This is a genomic window from Streptomyces sp. NPDC044571 (genome assembly GCF_040647115.1).
GTDB lineage: Bacteria > Actinomycetota > Actinomycetes > Streptomycetales > Streptomycetaceae > Streptomyces.
The window spans coordinates 62,472-75,567 of record NZ_JBEZBN010000023.1 but is presented as its reverse complement, the minus strand read 5'-3'; the positions used below and the strand labels follow the sequence as shown (position 1 = coordinate 75,567).

Genomic DNA, 13,096 nt, shown 5'->3' with positions numbered 1-13,096 from the left:
GTGCGGAGGGCCGGACCCCTGTCGCGGGTCCGGCCCTCCGTCGTGTACGGGCTGCCGCCGGGCGGCGGCGGCAGCCCCGCTACACCCCCGCGATGACCTCCGCCGCCGCGCGGCCGCAGACGCGGGAGGCGCCGTGGGTGGCGATGTAGAGGGCCCCGCGCGGCTCGGCCCGCGGGAGGCCCATCTCGACCACCACGGTGTCCGGCCGGGCCGCGACCAGCGCGTCCAGGGCCTCGGCCATCCAGGGGTGCCGGTGCGCGTCGCGGACCACCGCGACCACGGTGCGGCTGCCCGCCGCCGCCAGGACGTCCCGGGCCGAGGCGCCCTCCGGGTAAACGCCCGAGGCGGTGTCCGGCACCAGCGCGGCCAGTTCGGCGGCCAGGCCCCACGGGGTCTCGTCGCCCACCGCGATGTTCGCGACGGGCGCGAGGGTGGCGACGTACGGGGCGGACACCGGTGCGGCGGCGCCCGTCACGGCCAGCGCGCGGCGGGCCGCCGCCAGGCCGATGCCGGGCGCACCCCCCTCCGGCGCGCCCGGCACGGCGGCTGCTGCCCGGGCCTGCCGGGTCCAGGCGGCCAGCTCCCGTACCCGGGCGGCGGCGTCGGCGAGCCGCTCCTCGGGGAGCGTCCCCTCCCGTACGGCCGCGACCAGGGCGTCGCGCAGCCGGAGCACGGTGGCCTCGTCGGCGAGCCCGCCGCCGACGCAGATGGCGTCGGCGCCGGCCGCGATGGCGAGGACCGAGCCGCGTTCGATGCCGTACGTCCCGGCGATGGCGTTCATCTCCATGCCGTCGGTGACGATCAGGCCCTCGTAGCCGAGCTCCTTGCGCAGCAGGCCTGTCAGGATCTGCGGGCTGAGCGTGGCGGGGCGGGTCGGGTCGAGGGCGGGCACCAGGATGTGCGCGCTCATCACGGCCCGGGTGCCGGCCTCGATGGCGGCCTTGAAGGGGATGAGCTCGCGGACCTGGAGGGTGTCGAGGTCCACGTCGATGCGGGGCAGCGCGTGGTGGGAGTCGACGTTGGTGTCCCCGTGACCGGGGAAGTGCTTGGTGCAGGCGGCGACCCCGGCGGCCTGGAGGCCCTCGACGTACGCGGCGGTGTGCCGGGCGGCGAGGGCGGTGTCGGCCCCGAAGGACCGTACGCCGATGACGGGGTTGTCCGGATTGGAGTTCACGTCGGCGGACGGGGCCCAGTTGAGGTTGACCCCGCACTCCGCGAGCCTGCGGCCCAGCTCGCGGGCGACCCCGCGGGTCAGGGCGGTGTCGTCGACGGCGCCGAGGGCCAGGTTGCCGGGGAACGACGAGCCGCCGCGTACTTCCAGGCGCGTGACGTCGCCGCCCTCCTCGTCGATGGCGACGAGGACGTCGTCGCGCTCGGCGCGCAGCTGCGCGGTGAGCGCGGCGAGTTGCCCGGTCGACGCGATGTTGCGGCCGAACAGGCCGACGGAGGTGAGGCCTTCGCCGATCCTGCGCAGCAGCCAGGCGGGGGCGGTGGTGCCCTCGAAGCCGGGCTGGAGGACCGCGAGGGCGTCGCGGGTGAGGCCGTCGTCCGGACCGGACGCGGTGGTGCGGTGCGCAAGGACAGTCATGGGCCGTTATCCCTTCACGGCGCCGGCGGTCATCCCGCCGACGGCCTTGCGCTGGAGGAAGATGAAGATCACCAGGACCGGGAGCGCGAAGAGCGTGGACGCGGCCATGGTGGCGCCCCAGTCGTTGCCGAAGGCCGTCTGGAACTGGGTCAGCCACAGCGGGAGGGTCTGCGCGGTCTTGTCCTTGTTCAGGATCAGGACCATCGCGAACTCGTTCCAGGCGGTGATGAATCCGAAGAGCGAGGTGGACATCAGGCCCGGCGCGAGCAGCGGGAAGATCACCTTGCGGAAGGCCTGGCCGCGGGTGCAGCCGTCGATCTGGGCGGCCTCCTCCAGGGTCACCGGGACGGCGGCGATGAAGCCGCGCAGGGTCCAGATGGTGAAGGGGAGGACCATCACGAAGTAGATGGCGGTCAGCAGCGGGAGGCTGTTCAGCGTCTCGGCGTCGCGGGCGATCATGTACATCGCGATGACCATGACCTCCCAGGGGGCCATCTGGGCCATCATCACGGCGAGAACGAGGCCCTTGCGGCCCTTGAACTTCATCCGGGCGATCGCGAAACTCGCGGCGAGCGCGACGACCAGGGCGAGCAGGACGGCCCCGACGGTGACGACCAGGCTGTTGGTGACGTAGGTCCAGAACAGCTCGACGCCGGTGGCCTTGGTGAAGTTGTCCAGCGTCGGGGTGAAGACGAAGACCGGGTCCTTGGAGAGGATCTCGCCGGACGGCTTGAGCGCCGAGGAGAACATCCAGTAGACGGGGAAGACGAAGACGGCGGCCAGGAGCAGGGCGCCGAGGTTCTTGGCGAGGGTCCCCGGGCGCAGCGGGCGGCGCGTGCGCAGCTGCCGGGCAGGGGTCGGGGCGGCCTGGGAGACCGGCTTCGGCGCGGTGGTCGTGCTCACTGCTCCTCCTCCTGCTTCAGGATCAGGCGGAAGTAGAAGGACATGACGATCACGAGCATCACGATCGTCAGGACGGAGATCGCCGCGGCGAGGGCGTAGTGGCCCTGGCTCTGGCCCTCGACGTACGCGAAGACGGGAAGGGTCTCGGAGGCGCGGTCGGGGCCGCCCTTGTTCATCGCGTAGACCTGGGTGAAGGCCTTGAAGACCCAGATCACCTCAAGGAAGGTCGTCACGAGGAAGAACGGCTTGAGGTTGGGGAAGATGACCTGCCAGAAGGTCTGCCAGCCGTTGGCGCCGTCCATGCGCGCGGCCTCGTACAGTTCGCCGCTGACCGTGGTCAGGCCGGCGTACATGTTGAGGGCGACGAAGGGGACGGAGCCCCAGACCACCAGGACCGTGATGATCGTCAGGGTGGAGAGGCCGGTCTCGAACCAGTTGTGCTGCTCGTAGCCGGAGAAGCCGAGGGTGCGCATCACCCAGTTCATGACGCCGAGTTGCTCGTCGAACAGCCAGTGGAAGACGGTGACGGAGGCGACGATGGGCATGGCCCAGGCCATCACCAGCGCCATCGAGAGGACCAGACGCATCCACCTGCCGAGCCGGTTCAGCAGGATGCCGACGAGGCTGCCGATCACCATGATCAGCACGACGTTGGCGGCGGTGAAGGCGAAGGTGCGCAGGACGACGGTCCAGAAGTGCGTGTCGCCGAGCAGCTGGGTGTAGTTCGCGACGCCGTTGAAGGGCGACTTCCGCTGGATGAACTCGATCTTGTCGACCTTCTGGAAGGACAGGATCACGTTCTTGGCCAGCGGGTACAGCAGCAGCGTCGCCAGGCTGAGGACGGCCGGCCCGATCAGCAGGTAGGGCAGCCAGCCGGTGGGGCGGGAGGTCCTGCCGCGGCCGGGAGGCGGCGGGGTGGTCCCGGCGGGGGGCGGCGTCTGCTGCCGTCCGGCGGACGTGGGTGGTGCGTCCTGTGGAGCGGTCACCGCTCCTTGGGAGTGCACGGTCATGTCGTGGTTACCTCGGCTGCGTTCGGGCGTCGCCTACGTCTGTCCAAGCGCGACCGGGGGTGCGGCGGGCGCGCGGGCGCCGGCCGCACACCCCGGTGCGTTCACTGCCGGTACGTCGGGTGCTACTTGTTGAGGCGGCTCGCGATGTCCTTGTCCGCGGCCTCGCCCGCCTTGGCGGCGTCCTCACCCTTCAGCACCTTGGTCATGAACTCCTTGACCGGGTTGGGCTCGGTCTCGACGTTCGCCCAGTTCGGGGTGACCGGGGTGATCTTGCCGTTGACGCTGGCCTTGCCCATGGCCTCCGCGAAGGAGCCCGCGGCGGGGGTGAAGTTCGCGGCCGCCTGGTTGGGGAGCAGCGCGCCCTTGGTCTCGGCGGCGTACTTGGTCATCTGGTCCTTGCCGGCGGCGAGGGCCAGCCACTCCTTGGCGAGCTCCTTGTTCTTGGAGCGCTCGGCGACGGCGAGGTTCGAGCCGCCGAGGAAGACGGTGCCCGGCTTGTCGGCGGTCTTGCCCGGGATCGGGAAGTAGCCGAAGTCGGCCTCCTTGCCCGCCTCCTTCAGGGCCTTCTCCGCTCCGCCGGCTTCCCAGCCGAGACCGATCCAGGAGGCGACGCCGCCCTTGGGGACGATGTCGGTGGACTGCTGCGGGGTGGCCTCGTCCTTGTCCTTGGGAGCGGTCGAGTAGGACTGGAGCTTCTTGTAGAACTCCATGGCGGAGGCGGCCTGGGGGGTGCCGAGTCCGCCCTTCCACTTGCCGCCGTCCTTGACGGCGAGGTCGCCGCCCTCGTCCCAGACGAGTCCGGCGAGGACGTACCAGCTCTGGCCGGGCAGGTAGATGGGCTGCGAGGAGGGGTCGGCGGCCTTCAGCTTCTCCAGGCCGGCGATCCACTCGTCACGGGTGGTCGGCGGGGTGACGCCGGCCTTCGCGAAGGCCTTCTTGTCGTAGACGACGACGCGGTTGGCGGCGTACCACGGGGCGGAGTAGAGCTTGCCCTCGTACTCGGCCGAGGCGAGCATGCTCTTCTGCCAGGCGTCGGCGCCGAGCTTGGCCTTGTCCTTGGTCAGGTCGGCGAGGCCGCCGGTGACGGCGTAGCCGACGGCCTGGGTGTTGCCGAGCTCCAGGACGTCCGGCGGGGTGTCCTCGGAGAGGGCCGTGGTGACCTTCTCCTGGATGCCCTTCCACTGCTGCTCTTCCACCTTGACGGTGACGCCCGGGTGCTTGGCCGAGAACTCCTTGTTGACCTCGTCGATCCAGGCCTTCGGCGCGGAGCCGTCCATCACCCAGACGGTGATCTCCTTGGCGCCGCCCGCGTCGGTCTTCCCCTTGCCGTCGCCGTCGTTGCCGCCGCACGCCGCGACCCCGACCATCATGCCCGCGACACTGACCGCCGCGATGAGCTTGCGCTTCACGCCACCCTCCTCAGGGATGCTGCCTGCACCTTCCCTCGCCCGCCGCGGTGACATGCACCAAGTACTGCCCTGGGGCCGGGATCTGATCCGCATTGGTTTAGACCAGTAACCGGAGCTTGGCCTAGACCTTTAGGGGTGTCAAGGGTCTAATGAGCGGGTGCCGGGTCCGTTACCGGACCGACACCTGGGGGAGGGAGGAGGCCTGTCCTCCCGCCCGTGTCACCATGTGACCGCACATATCGGAGGAGCCGGTGACGGCAGCGAAACTGGAGTCGGGAAGGCGGGCGGCGATGGCCACCGAAGGGGCGACCACCGAGCCGGAAGGCGGGGCGGCCACTCGCACGGCGCGGGTGCCCAAGTACTACCGACTCAAACGGCACTTGCTCGACATGACCGAGACCTTGCCCCCCGGCACCCCCGTGCCGCCGGAGCGCACGCTCGCGGCCGAATTCGACACCTCGCGGACCACCGTGCGCCAGGCGCTGCAAGAGCTCGTCGTGGAAGGCCGCCTGGAGCGCATCCAGGGCAAGGGCACCTTCGTCGCGAAACCGAAGGTGTCCCAGCCGCTCCAACTCTCCTCGTACACGGAGGACATGCGGGCCCAGGGGCTGGAGCCCACCTCCCAGCTCCTGGACATCGGCTACGTGACGGCCGACGACACCCTGGCCGGCCTGCTCAAGATCGCCACCGGCGGTCGGGTCCTGCGCATCGAGCGGCTGCGCCTGGCCAGCGGCGAGCCCATGGCCATCGAGACCACCCACCTCTCGGCCAAGCGCTTCCCCGCGCTGCGCCGTTCGCTGGCCAAGTACACCTCCCTCTACACCGCCCTCGCCGAGGTGTACGACGTCCGCCTCGCCGAGGCCGAGGAGACGATCGAGACCTCGCTGGCCACCCCGCGCGAGGCGGGCCTGCTCGGCACCGACGTCGGCCTGCCGATGCTGATGCTCTCGCGGCACTCCCTGGACGCGGACGGCGAACCCGTCGAGTGGGTGCGGTCGGTGTACCGCGGCGACCGCTACAAGTTCGTCGCCCGCCTCCAGCGCCCCGCCGTCTGACCGCCGGCCCCGGTACCGGATTGCGGACGGGGTCTTACGCTCACCGGGCCGTCCCCCGTAGATTCCCTGCGCTCAGCAGATGATCGACGAGGGGACGAGGGTCATGCCGGAACCGGAAGCAACAGGGACAGAACGGAACACGGCGGGCCCGGGCACCGAGCCGGGCTCGCCTTCCGCATCCGGGCGCATGACGCCCGCTTCGATCGCCGTGTGGGTGCTGGTCGCCCTCGTCGGGGCCATCGGGTGGGGCATGCTGGCGCTCTCGCGCGGCGAGGACATCTCGGCCGCCTGGATGCTCGCCGCCGCGCTGGGCTCGTACGCCATCGGCTACCGCTTCTACGCGCGCTTCATCGCCCACCGCGTCCTGAAGGTCGACAAGACCCGGGCCACCCCCGCCGAACGCCTCGACAACGGCGTCGACTTCCACCCGACCGACCGCCGCGTGCTCTTCGGCCACCACTTCGCCGCCGTCGCGGGCGCCGGACCGCTGGTCGGTCCCGTGCTCGCCGCGCAGATGGGATACCTCCCGGGCACCATCTGGATCGTCGCGGGCGTCATCTTCGCGGGCGCCGTCCAGGACATGGTCACGCTCTTCTTCTCCACCCGCCGTGACGGGCGTTCGCTCGGGCAGATGGCCCGCGACGAGATCGGCCCCGTCGGCGGAGCCGCCGCGCTGCTCGCCGTGTTCACCATCATGATCATCCTGCTGGCGGTGCTCGGGCTGGTCATCGTCAACGCGCTGGGGCACTCCCCGTGGGGCGTGTTCTCCATCGGCATGACCATCCCGATCGCCCTGTTCATGGGCTTCTACCTGCGCGTGCTGCGCCCGGGCCGGGTCACCGAGGTCTCCGTCATCGGTGTCGCGCTGCTGCTGCTCGCCATCGTCGCGGGCGGCTGGGTCGCCGAGTCCTCCCTCGCGTCCACCTTCACCCTGGAGAAGGAGACGCTGGTCCTGTGGATGATCGGGTACGGCTTCATCGCCTCGGTGCTGCCGGTGTGGATGCTGCTCGCACCCCGCGACTACCTCTCCACCTTCATGAAGGTCGGCACGATCGGGCTGCTCGCGCTGGGCGTGGTCATCGCCATGCCGATGCTGAAGATGCCGGCGATCACCGACTTCGCCACGCGCGGGGACGGCCCGGTCTTCGCCGGCTCGATGTTCCCCTTCGTGTTCATCACCATCGCCTGCGGAGCCCTGTCCGGCTTCCACGCGCTGGTCTCCTCCGGCACCACGCCGAAGATGATCCAGAAGGAGACCCAGGTCCGGGTCATCGGCTACGGCGCCATGCTGACCGAGTCCTGCGTCGCCGTCATGGCGATGATCGCGGCCACCATCATCGAGCCCGGGCTCTTCTTCGCCGTGAACTCCCCCGCCGGGGTCATCGGCACCACCGTCCAGACCGCCTCGCAGGCGGTGTCCGACTTCGGCTTCGCCATCTCACCGGAGTTCCTCACCCAGGCCGCGAAGGACGTCGAGGAGGCCTCCCTGCTCTCCCGCACGGGTGGCGCGCCGACGTTCGCACTCGGGATGTCGGAGATCTTCTCGGCCGTGATCGGCGGCGCCGGGATGAAGGCGTTCTGGTACCACTTCGCCATCATGTTCGAGGCCCTGTTCATCCTGACCACGGTCGACGCCGGCACTCGGGTCGGCCGGTTCATGCTCCAGGACACCCTCGGCAACGTGCACAAGTCCTTCAGGAACGTGAGCTGGAAGCCCGGTGTGTGGCTGGCCAGCGCGGTCGTGGTCGGCGGCTGGGGCTACTTCCTGTGGGTCGGCGTCAAGGACCCGCTGGGCGGCATCAACCAGCTGTTCCCGCTGTTCGGCATCGCGAACCAGCTCCTCGCCGCGGTGGCCCTGGCCGTCTGCACGACCCTGCTGGTGAAGTCGGGTCGGCTCAAGTGGGTCTGGGTGACCGGGGTTCCGCTGGCCTGGGACGTGGCCGTCACCCTCACCGCGAGCTACCAGAAGGTTTTCTCCGACGACGTCAAGATCGGCTTCTTCGCGCAGCGCGACAAGTACCAGCAGGGCATCGACGCCGGGAAGGTGCTCAAGCCCGCCAAGAACATGGACGAGATGCACACCGTGGTCACCAACGCCACGGTCGACGGCGTGCTGTCGGCGCTCTTCGCCCTCCTGATCATCATCGTCCTGCTGGACGCGGCCCGGACCTGCCTGAAGGCAGTCCGCGCGCCGGAGTCGGCCACGCTGTCCGAGGTCCCGTGGACCGAGTCGAAGATCATCGCTCCGGCCGGGCTGATCGCGACGGCCGAGGAGCGGGCCGAGCTCGCCGCCGCCGGCCTCGACTCGGGCGGCGGCCGCGCCAAGGAGCCGGTGGCGTGAGCGGCGTCCGCGGGGCGCTGGCGAAGGCGCGGTTCTTCGTACGGGAGTTCTCGGGTGAGGCGGCCTACGACCGGTACGTCGCCCACGCCCGCTCGCACGAGCCGGACGCCGAGGTCATGACCCGGCGCGCCTTCGAACGCGCCCGCACCGACGCGCGCGAGGGCGACCCCCGCGAGGGCTTCCGCTGCTGCTGAGCCGGTATCCGCACGAAGGGCCCCGCCGCACCGGCGGGGCCCTTCGGCGTGCTCAGCGCACCCCACCCCCGGCTTCCCCTCACTGAATTCCAGCCGCAGTCCTTCGATCTCGCGGGCGCCTATCCGGGCGAGAGTTTCGAATTCCTCGGTCAGCATGTGGGGCCGGTCGGTCATCACGGTGATGCCTCGCTCGCCTTCTTCGACGGTGCTGTCTCCGACGATGGCGCCGGGCGCCGACAGCCGTACTGCACACTCGACCGCATGGACTTCGAGATACGCAGGGCCGCACCCGCCGAGTACGAGCGGCTGGGTCGGATCACCGGGCTGGCTTACACCGGGGACGGGCTGCTCGACCTGAACGACGACGACACCTACCTGAACGTCCTGCGCGATGTCGCGGGCCGAGCCGGCGACGGCGAGATCCTCGTCGCCGTCCAGGACGGGGAGCTCCTCGGCGGGGTGACCTTCGCCGCGCCCGGCAGCCCGCTCGCCGACATCGCCGGACCGGACGAGGCCGAATTCCGGATGCTGGCGGTGGCTGCCGCAGCCCGCGGGAAGGGCGTCGGGGAGGCTCTCGTACGGGCCTGCATCGAGCGGGCCCGGGCCGTCGACGGGGTCACGGCCCTGGTCCTGTCCACCCAGCCGGCCATGCGGGGCGCCCAGCGGCTCTACACGCGCCTGGGCTTCGTGCGGACTCCCGAGCGGGACTGGTCGCCGATCCCCGCGCTGAGGCTGCTCACCTACCGGCTGGAGCTGTGACGCCACGCTCAGCAAGCACCAACACGACCAGCGCCGACACAACATGTGGGGGTGCACGCAGCAACGGCCCCCCACATGTATGCTCGTGCTCGCTGTCGCCGCAGGGGAATCCGGTGCGAATCCGGAACTGTCCCGCAACGGTATGACGTACACCCACGGTGCTACCGCAAGTCCGAGGACCTGCCGACAGTGCGCCCGGCTCGACCGAACCGGGTGCCGATTCGTCCGGGCCTCGCGGTTGGGCCGGTGGACGCCATGCGGCCTGCGCGCTCCTTGCCCTGCCCGCACGCGCTTCCCCCTGCCCCGACCCGCCGTTGACCGGGCCGAGCGAGGGAGAGCTCCCCGTGACCATCGCGCCTTCCGCACCGCGCGCCGAGTCCGACCACCCCGAGACCGAGGGTCCGGGGGCCGCGCTGCTGCGTACCCTCACCGAGCTGACGGCCGACCTCCCCGACACCGACCCCGGCCGGGTCGCCGCCGCCGCGCTGCGCGGACGCAGCTCCGCCGCCGACGAGGCCGAACTGCGCGCGCTGGCCACCGAAGCCGCCGCCGGGCTGATCTCCGAGGACCCGGCGTACTCCCGGCTCGCCGCCCGGCTGCTGACGATGGCCGTCGCGGACGAGGCCGCCGGCCAGGGGGCCACCTCCTTCTCCGCCTCCGTCGCGGTCGGCCACCGCGAGGGCCTGATCGCCGACCGCACGGCCCGGTTCGTGGCGCTGCACGCGAGCCGCCTCGACGCGCTGGTCGAGCACAGCCTCGCCGAGGGCGCCGACGACCGCTTCGGCTTCTTCGGCCTGCGCACCCTGCACAGCCGCTACCTGCTGCGCCACCCGATCACCCGCCAGGTCGTCGAGACGCCGCAGCACTTCATGCTGCGCGTGGCCTGCGGCCTCGCCGAGAACGACAGCGTCCAGGCCGTCGAGGAAGTGGCCTCGCTCTACCGGTTGATGAGCCGCCTGGACTACCTGCCGTCCTCCCCCACGCTCTTCAACTCCGGCACCCGGCACCCGCAGATGTCCTCCTGCTACCTGCTGGACTCCCCGCTGGACGAGCTCGACTCGATCTACGACCGCTACCACCAGGTCGCCCGCCTCTCCAAGCACGCCGGCGGCATCGGCCTCTCGTACTCCCGCATCCGCGCCCGCGGTTCACTGATCCGCGGCACCAACGGCCACTCCAACGGCATCGTGCCGTTCCTGAAGACCCTCGACGCCTCCGTCGCCGCCGTGAACCAGGGCGGCCGCCGCAAGGGCGCCGCCGCCGTCTACCTGGAGACCTGGCACGCGGACATCGAGGAGTTCCTGGAGCTGCGCGACAACACCGGCGAGGACCAGCGCCGAACGCACAACCTCAACCTGGCGCACTGGGTGCCGGACGAGTTCATGCGGCGCGTGAACGCCGACGCCGACTGGTCGCTGTTCTCCCCGGCCGACGTGCCCGAGCTCGTCGACCTGTACGGCGACGATTTCGACGCCGCCTACCGCAAGGCCGAGGCGGCGGGCCTCGCGAAGAAGACCATGCCGGCCCGCGACCTGTACGGCCGCATGATGCGCACCCTCGCGCAGACCGGCCAGGGCTGGATGACGTTCAAGGACGCCTCCAACCGGACCGCGAACCAGACCGCCCTGCCCGGCACTGTGGTCCACTCCTCGAACCTGTGCACCGAGATCATCGAGGTCACCAACGACGGCGAGACCGCCGTGTGCAACCTCGGCTCGGTCAACCTCGGCGCCTTCGTGCTCCCCGGGACGGGTGAGATGGACTGGGAGCGCCTCGACGAGACGGTCCGCACCGCCGTGACCTTCCTCGACCGCGTCGTGGACATCAACTTCTACCCGACCGAGCAGGCCGGCCGCTCCAACGCCAAGTGGCGTCCGGTGGGCCTGGGTGCGATGGGTCTGCAGGACGTCTTCTTCAAGCTGCGCCTGCCCTTCGACTCCGCCGAGGCCAAGGCGCTCTCCACGAAGATCGCCGAGCGGATCATGCTGGCGGCCTACGAGGCCTCCGCCGACCTGGCCGAGCGGCACGGCACGCTCCCGGCCTGGGAGCAGACCCGTACCGCCCAGGGCGTGCTGCACCCCGACCACTACGACGTCGAGCTCAGCTGGCCGGAGCGCTGGGACGCGCTGCGCGCCCGCATCGCGACCACCGGTATGCGCAACTCGCTGCTCCTCGCCATCGCCCCGACGGCGACGATCGCCTCGATCGCCGGCGTGTACGAGTGCATCGAGCCTCAGGTGTCCAACCTGTTCAAGCGCGAAACGCTGAGCGGCGAGTTCCTCCAGGTCAACGCCTACCTGGTGGAGGACCTTAAGAAGCTCGGCGTCTGGGACGCCCAGACCCGCGAGGCGCTGCGCGACTCCAGCGGCTCCGTCCAGGGCTTCGGCTGGATCCCGGCCGAGGTGCGCGAGCTGTACCGCACGGCGTGGGAGATCCCGCAGCGCGGCCTGATCGACATGGCGGCGGCCCGCACCCCGTACCTGGACCAGTCGCAGTCGCTGAACCTGTTCCTGGAGACGCCGACCATCGGGAAGCTGTCCTCGATGTACGCGTACGCCTGGAAGCAGGGCCTGAAGACCACGTACTACCTGCGCTCGCGCCCGGCGACGAAGATCGCCCGCGCCGCGTCCGGCTCGGCCGCCGTCCCGGCCGCCGCCACCCCGCTCCCGCAGGCCGTCGACGCCGAGGCGCTGGCCTGCTCCCTTGAGAACCCCGAGTCCTGCGAGGCCTGCCAGTAATGACCACCGAGAAGAAGAACCTCCTGGACCCGGGCTTCGAGCTCACGCTGCGCCCCATGCGCTACCCGGACTTCTACGAGCGCTACCGGGACGCGATCAAGAACACCTGGACCGTGGAGGAGGTCGACCTCCACTCGGACGTCGCCGACCTCGCGAAGCTGACGCCCGCCGAGCAGCACATGATCGGCCGGCTGGTCGCCTTCTTCGCGACGGGCGACTCGATCGTCTCGAACAACCTGGTGCTGACGCTCTACAAGCACATCAACTCCCCGGAAGCGCGCCTGTACCTGTCGCGCCAGCTGTTCGAGGAGGCCGTGCACGTCCAGTTCTACCTGACGCTGCTCGACACCTACCTGCCCAACCCGGACGACCGCGCGGCCGCCTTCGACGCGGTCGAGGAGATTCCGTCGATCCGCGAGAAGGCCCAGTTCTGCTTCAAGTGGATGGACTCGGTCGAGAAGATCGAGCGGCTGGAGACGCAAGCCGACCGCCGTCGCTTCCTGCTGAACCTGATCTGCTTCGCCGCGTGCATCGAGGGCCTGTTCTTCTACGGCGCCTTCGCGTACGTCTACTGGTTCCGCTCGCGGGGCCTGCTGCATGGCCTGGCCACCGGCACCAACTGGGTGTTCCGTGACGAGACCATGCACATGAACTTCGCCTTCGAGGTCGTGGACACGGTCCGCAAGGAGGAGCCGGAACTCTTCGACGAGCAGCTCCGGCAGCAGGTCACCGACATGCTGAAGGAGGCCGTGGAGGCGGAGCTCCAGTTCGGCCGCGACCTGTGCGGTGACGGCCTGCCGGGCATGAACACCGAGTCGATGCGCGAGTACCTGGAGTGCGTCGCGGACCAGCGCCTGGTCCGCCTCGGCTTCCCGCCGGTGTACGGCTCGCAGAACCCGTTCTCGTTCATGGAGCTCCAGGGCGTCCAGGAGCTGACCAACTTCTTCGAGCGCCGCCCGTCGGCCTACCAGGTCGCGGTCGAGGGGACCGTCGACCTGGACGAGGACTTCTGAGCCCTCGCCTCCTCCGGGACATGTGATCGGCCGGCAGCCGCCTCGTGCGGCTGCCGGCCGATCCGGCGTTCCGGGACTTCCGCGTC

At 70.3% G+C, this 13,096-nt stretch carries 10 protein-coding genes and 1 riboswitch; of the genes, 6 read left to right on the top strand and 4 right to left on the bottom strand.

Annotated elements, in window-relative coordinates; translation table 11 throughout:
* Window positions 1–79: 79 nt before the first annotated feature.
* From AB0B01_RS14965 to AB0B01_RS14950, 4 genes are all read right to left on the bottom strand, one after another.
* The gene (locus tag AB0B01_RS14965; protein WP_361717813.1) at window positions 80–1,588 is read right to left on the bottom strand and encodes a glycoside hydrolase family 3 protein; all 1,509 of its coding nucleotides are present in this window, start codon (window positions 1,586–1,588) and stop codon (window positions 80–82) included.
* A gap of 6 nt (window positions 1,589–1,594) precedes the next feature.
* The gene (locus tag AB0B01_RS14960) at window positions 1,595–2,431 is read right to left on the bottom strand and encodes a carbohydrate ABC transporter permease (RefSeq protein ID WP_361717897.1); all 837 of its coding nucleotides are present in this window, start codon (window positions 2,429–2,431) and stop codon (window positions 1,595–1,597) included.
* A gap of 56 nt (window positions 2,432–2,487) precedes the next feature.
* Window positions 2,488–3,501, bottom strand: coding sequence for a sugar ABC transporter permease (locus AB0B01_RS14955; protein WP_361717810.1), 1,014 nt, complete (start codon window positions 3,499–3,501; stop codon window positions 2,488–2,490).
* Between the two features lie 122 nt (window positions 3,502–3,623).
* The gene (locus AB0B01_RS14950) at window positions 3,624–4,910 is read right to left on the bottom strand and encodes an extracellular solute-binding protein (protein ID WP_361717807.1); all 1,287 of its coding nucleotides are present in this window, start codon (window positions 4,908–4,910) and stop codon (window positions 3,624–3,626) included.
* Window positions 4,911–5,200: 290 nt separating this feature from the next.
* On the opposite strand from AB0B01_RS14950, the gene AB0B01_RS14945 reads away from it, so the two are divergent.
* From AB0B01_RS14945 to AB0B01_RS14920, 6 genes are all read left to right on the top strand, one after another.
* Window positions 5,201–5,965, top strand: a complete 765-nt coding sequence (locus AB0B01_RS14945; RefSeq protein ID WP_123080305.1) for a GntR family transcriptional regulator — start codon at window positions 5,201–5,203, stop codon at window positions 5,963–5,965.
* A gap of 187 nt (window positions 5,966–6,152) precedes the next feature.
* Window positions 6,153–8,306, top strand: a complete 2,154-nt coding sequence (locus tag AB0B01_RS14940) for a carbon starvation CstA family protein (RefSeq protein ID WP_361717804.1) — start codon at window positions 6,153–6,155, stop codon at window positions 8,304–8,306.
* Complete coding sequence (locus AB0B01_RS14935) at window positions 8,303–8,500, top strand: YbdD/YjiX family protein (RefSeq protein ID WP_361717801.1); 198 nt, start codon at window positions 8,303–8,305, stop codon at window positions 8,498–8,500. The genes AB0B01_RS14940 and AB0B01_RS14935 overlap by 4 nt, the downstream gene beginning before the upstream one ends.
* A gap of 261 nt (window positions 8,501–8,761) precedes the next feature.
* Entirely contained in the window at window positions 8,762–9,259 is a 498-nt protein-coding gene (locus AB0B01_RS14930) for a GNAT family N-acetyltransferase (RefSeq protein WP_361717798.1), read from the top strand.
* Window positions 9,260–9,321: 62 nt separating this feature from the next.
* A riboswitch (cobalamin riboswitch) is annotated at window positions 9,322–9,462 on the top strand.
* Window positions 9,463–9,603: 141 nt separating this feature from the next.
* A complete protein-coding gene (locus AB0B01_RS14925) occupies window positions 9,604–11,997 on the top strand; it encodes a ribonucleoside-diphosphate reductase subunit alpha (RefSeq protein ID WP_361717795.1) in 2,394 nt (797 codons plus the stop codon).
* Window positions 11,997–13,010 (top strand): ribonucleotide-diphosphate reductase subunit beta, encoded by a 1,014-nt coding sequence (locus AB0B01_RS14920; RefSeq protein WP_361717792.1) that lies wholly within the window; start codon window positions 11,997–11,999, stop codon window positions 13,008–13,010. Before AB0B01_RS14925 ends, AB0B01_RS14920 begins: the two co-directional genes overlap by 1 nt.
* The last annotated feature ends 86 nt before the right edge of the window (window positions 13,011–13,096 follow it).

Bases quoted from the DNA above. Each gene is read 5' to 3' on its own strand.
- AB0B01_RS14965 (WP_361717813.1), bottom strand. From the start codon at position 1,588: ATGACTGTCCTTGCGCACCGCACCACCGCGTCCGGTCCGGACGACGGC.
- AB0B01_RS14955 (WP_361717810.1), bottom strand. From the start codon at position 3,501: ATGACCGTGCACTCCCAAGGAGCGGTGACCGCTCCACAGGACGCACCA.
- AB0B01_RS14945 (WP_123080305.1), top strand. From the start codon at position 5,201: ATGGCCACCGAAGGGGCGACCACCGAGCCGGAAGGCGGGGCGGCCACT.
- AB0B01_RS14940 (WP_361717804.1), top strand. From the start codon at position 6,153: ATGACGCCCGCTTCGATCGCCGTGTGGGTGCTGGTCGCCCTCGTCGGG.
- AB0B01_RS14930 (WP_361717798.1), top strand. From the start codon at position 8,762: ATGGACTTCGAGATACGCAGGGCCGCACCCGCCGAGTACGAGCGGCTG.
- AB0B01_RS14920 (WP_361717792.1), top strand. From the start codon at position 11,997: ATGACCACCGAGAAGAAGAACCTCCTGGACCCGGGCTTCGAGCTCACG.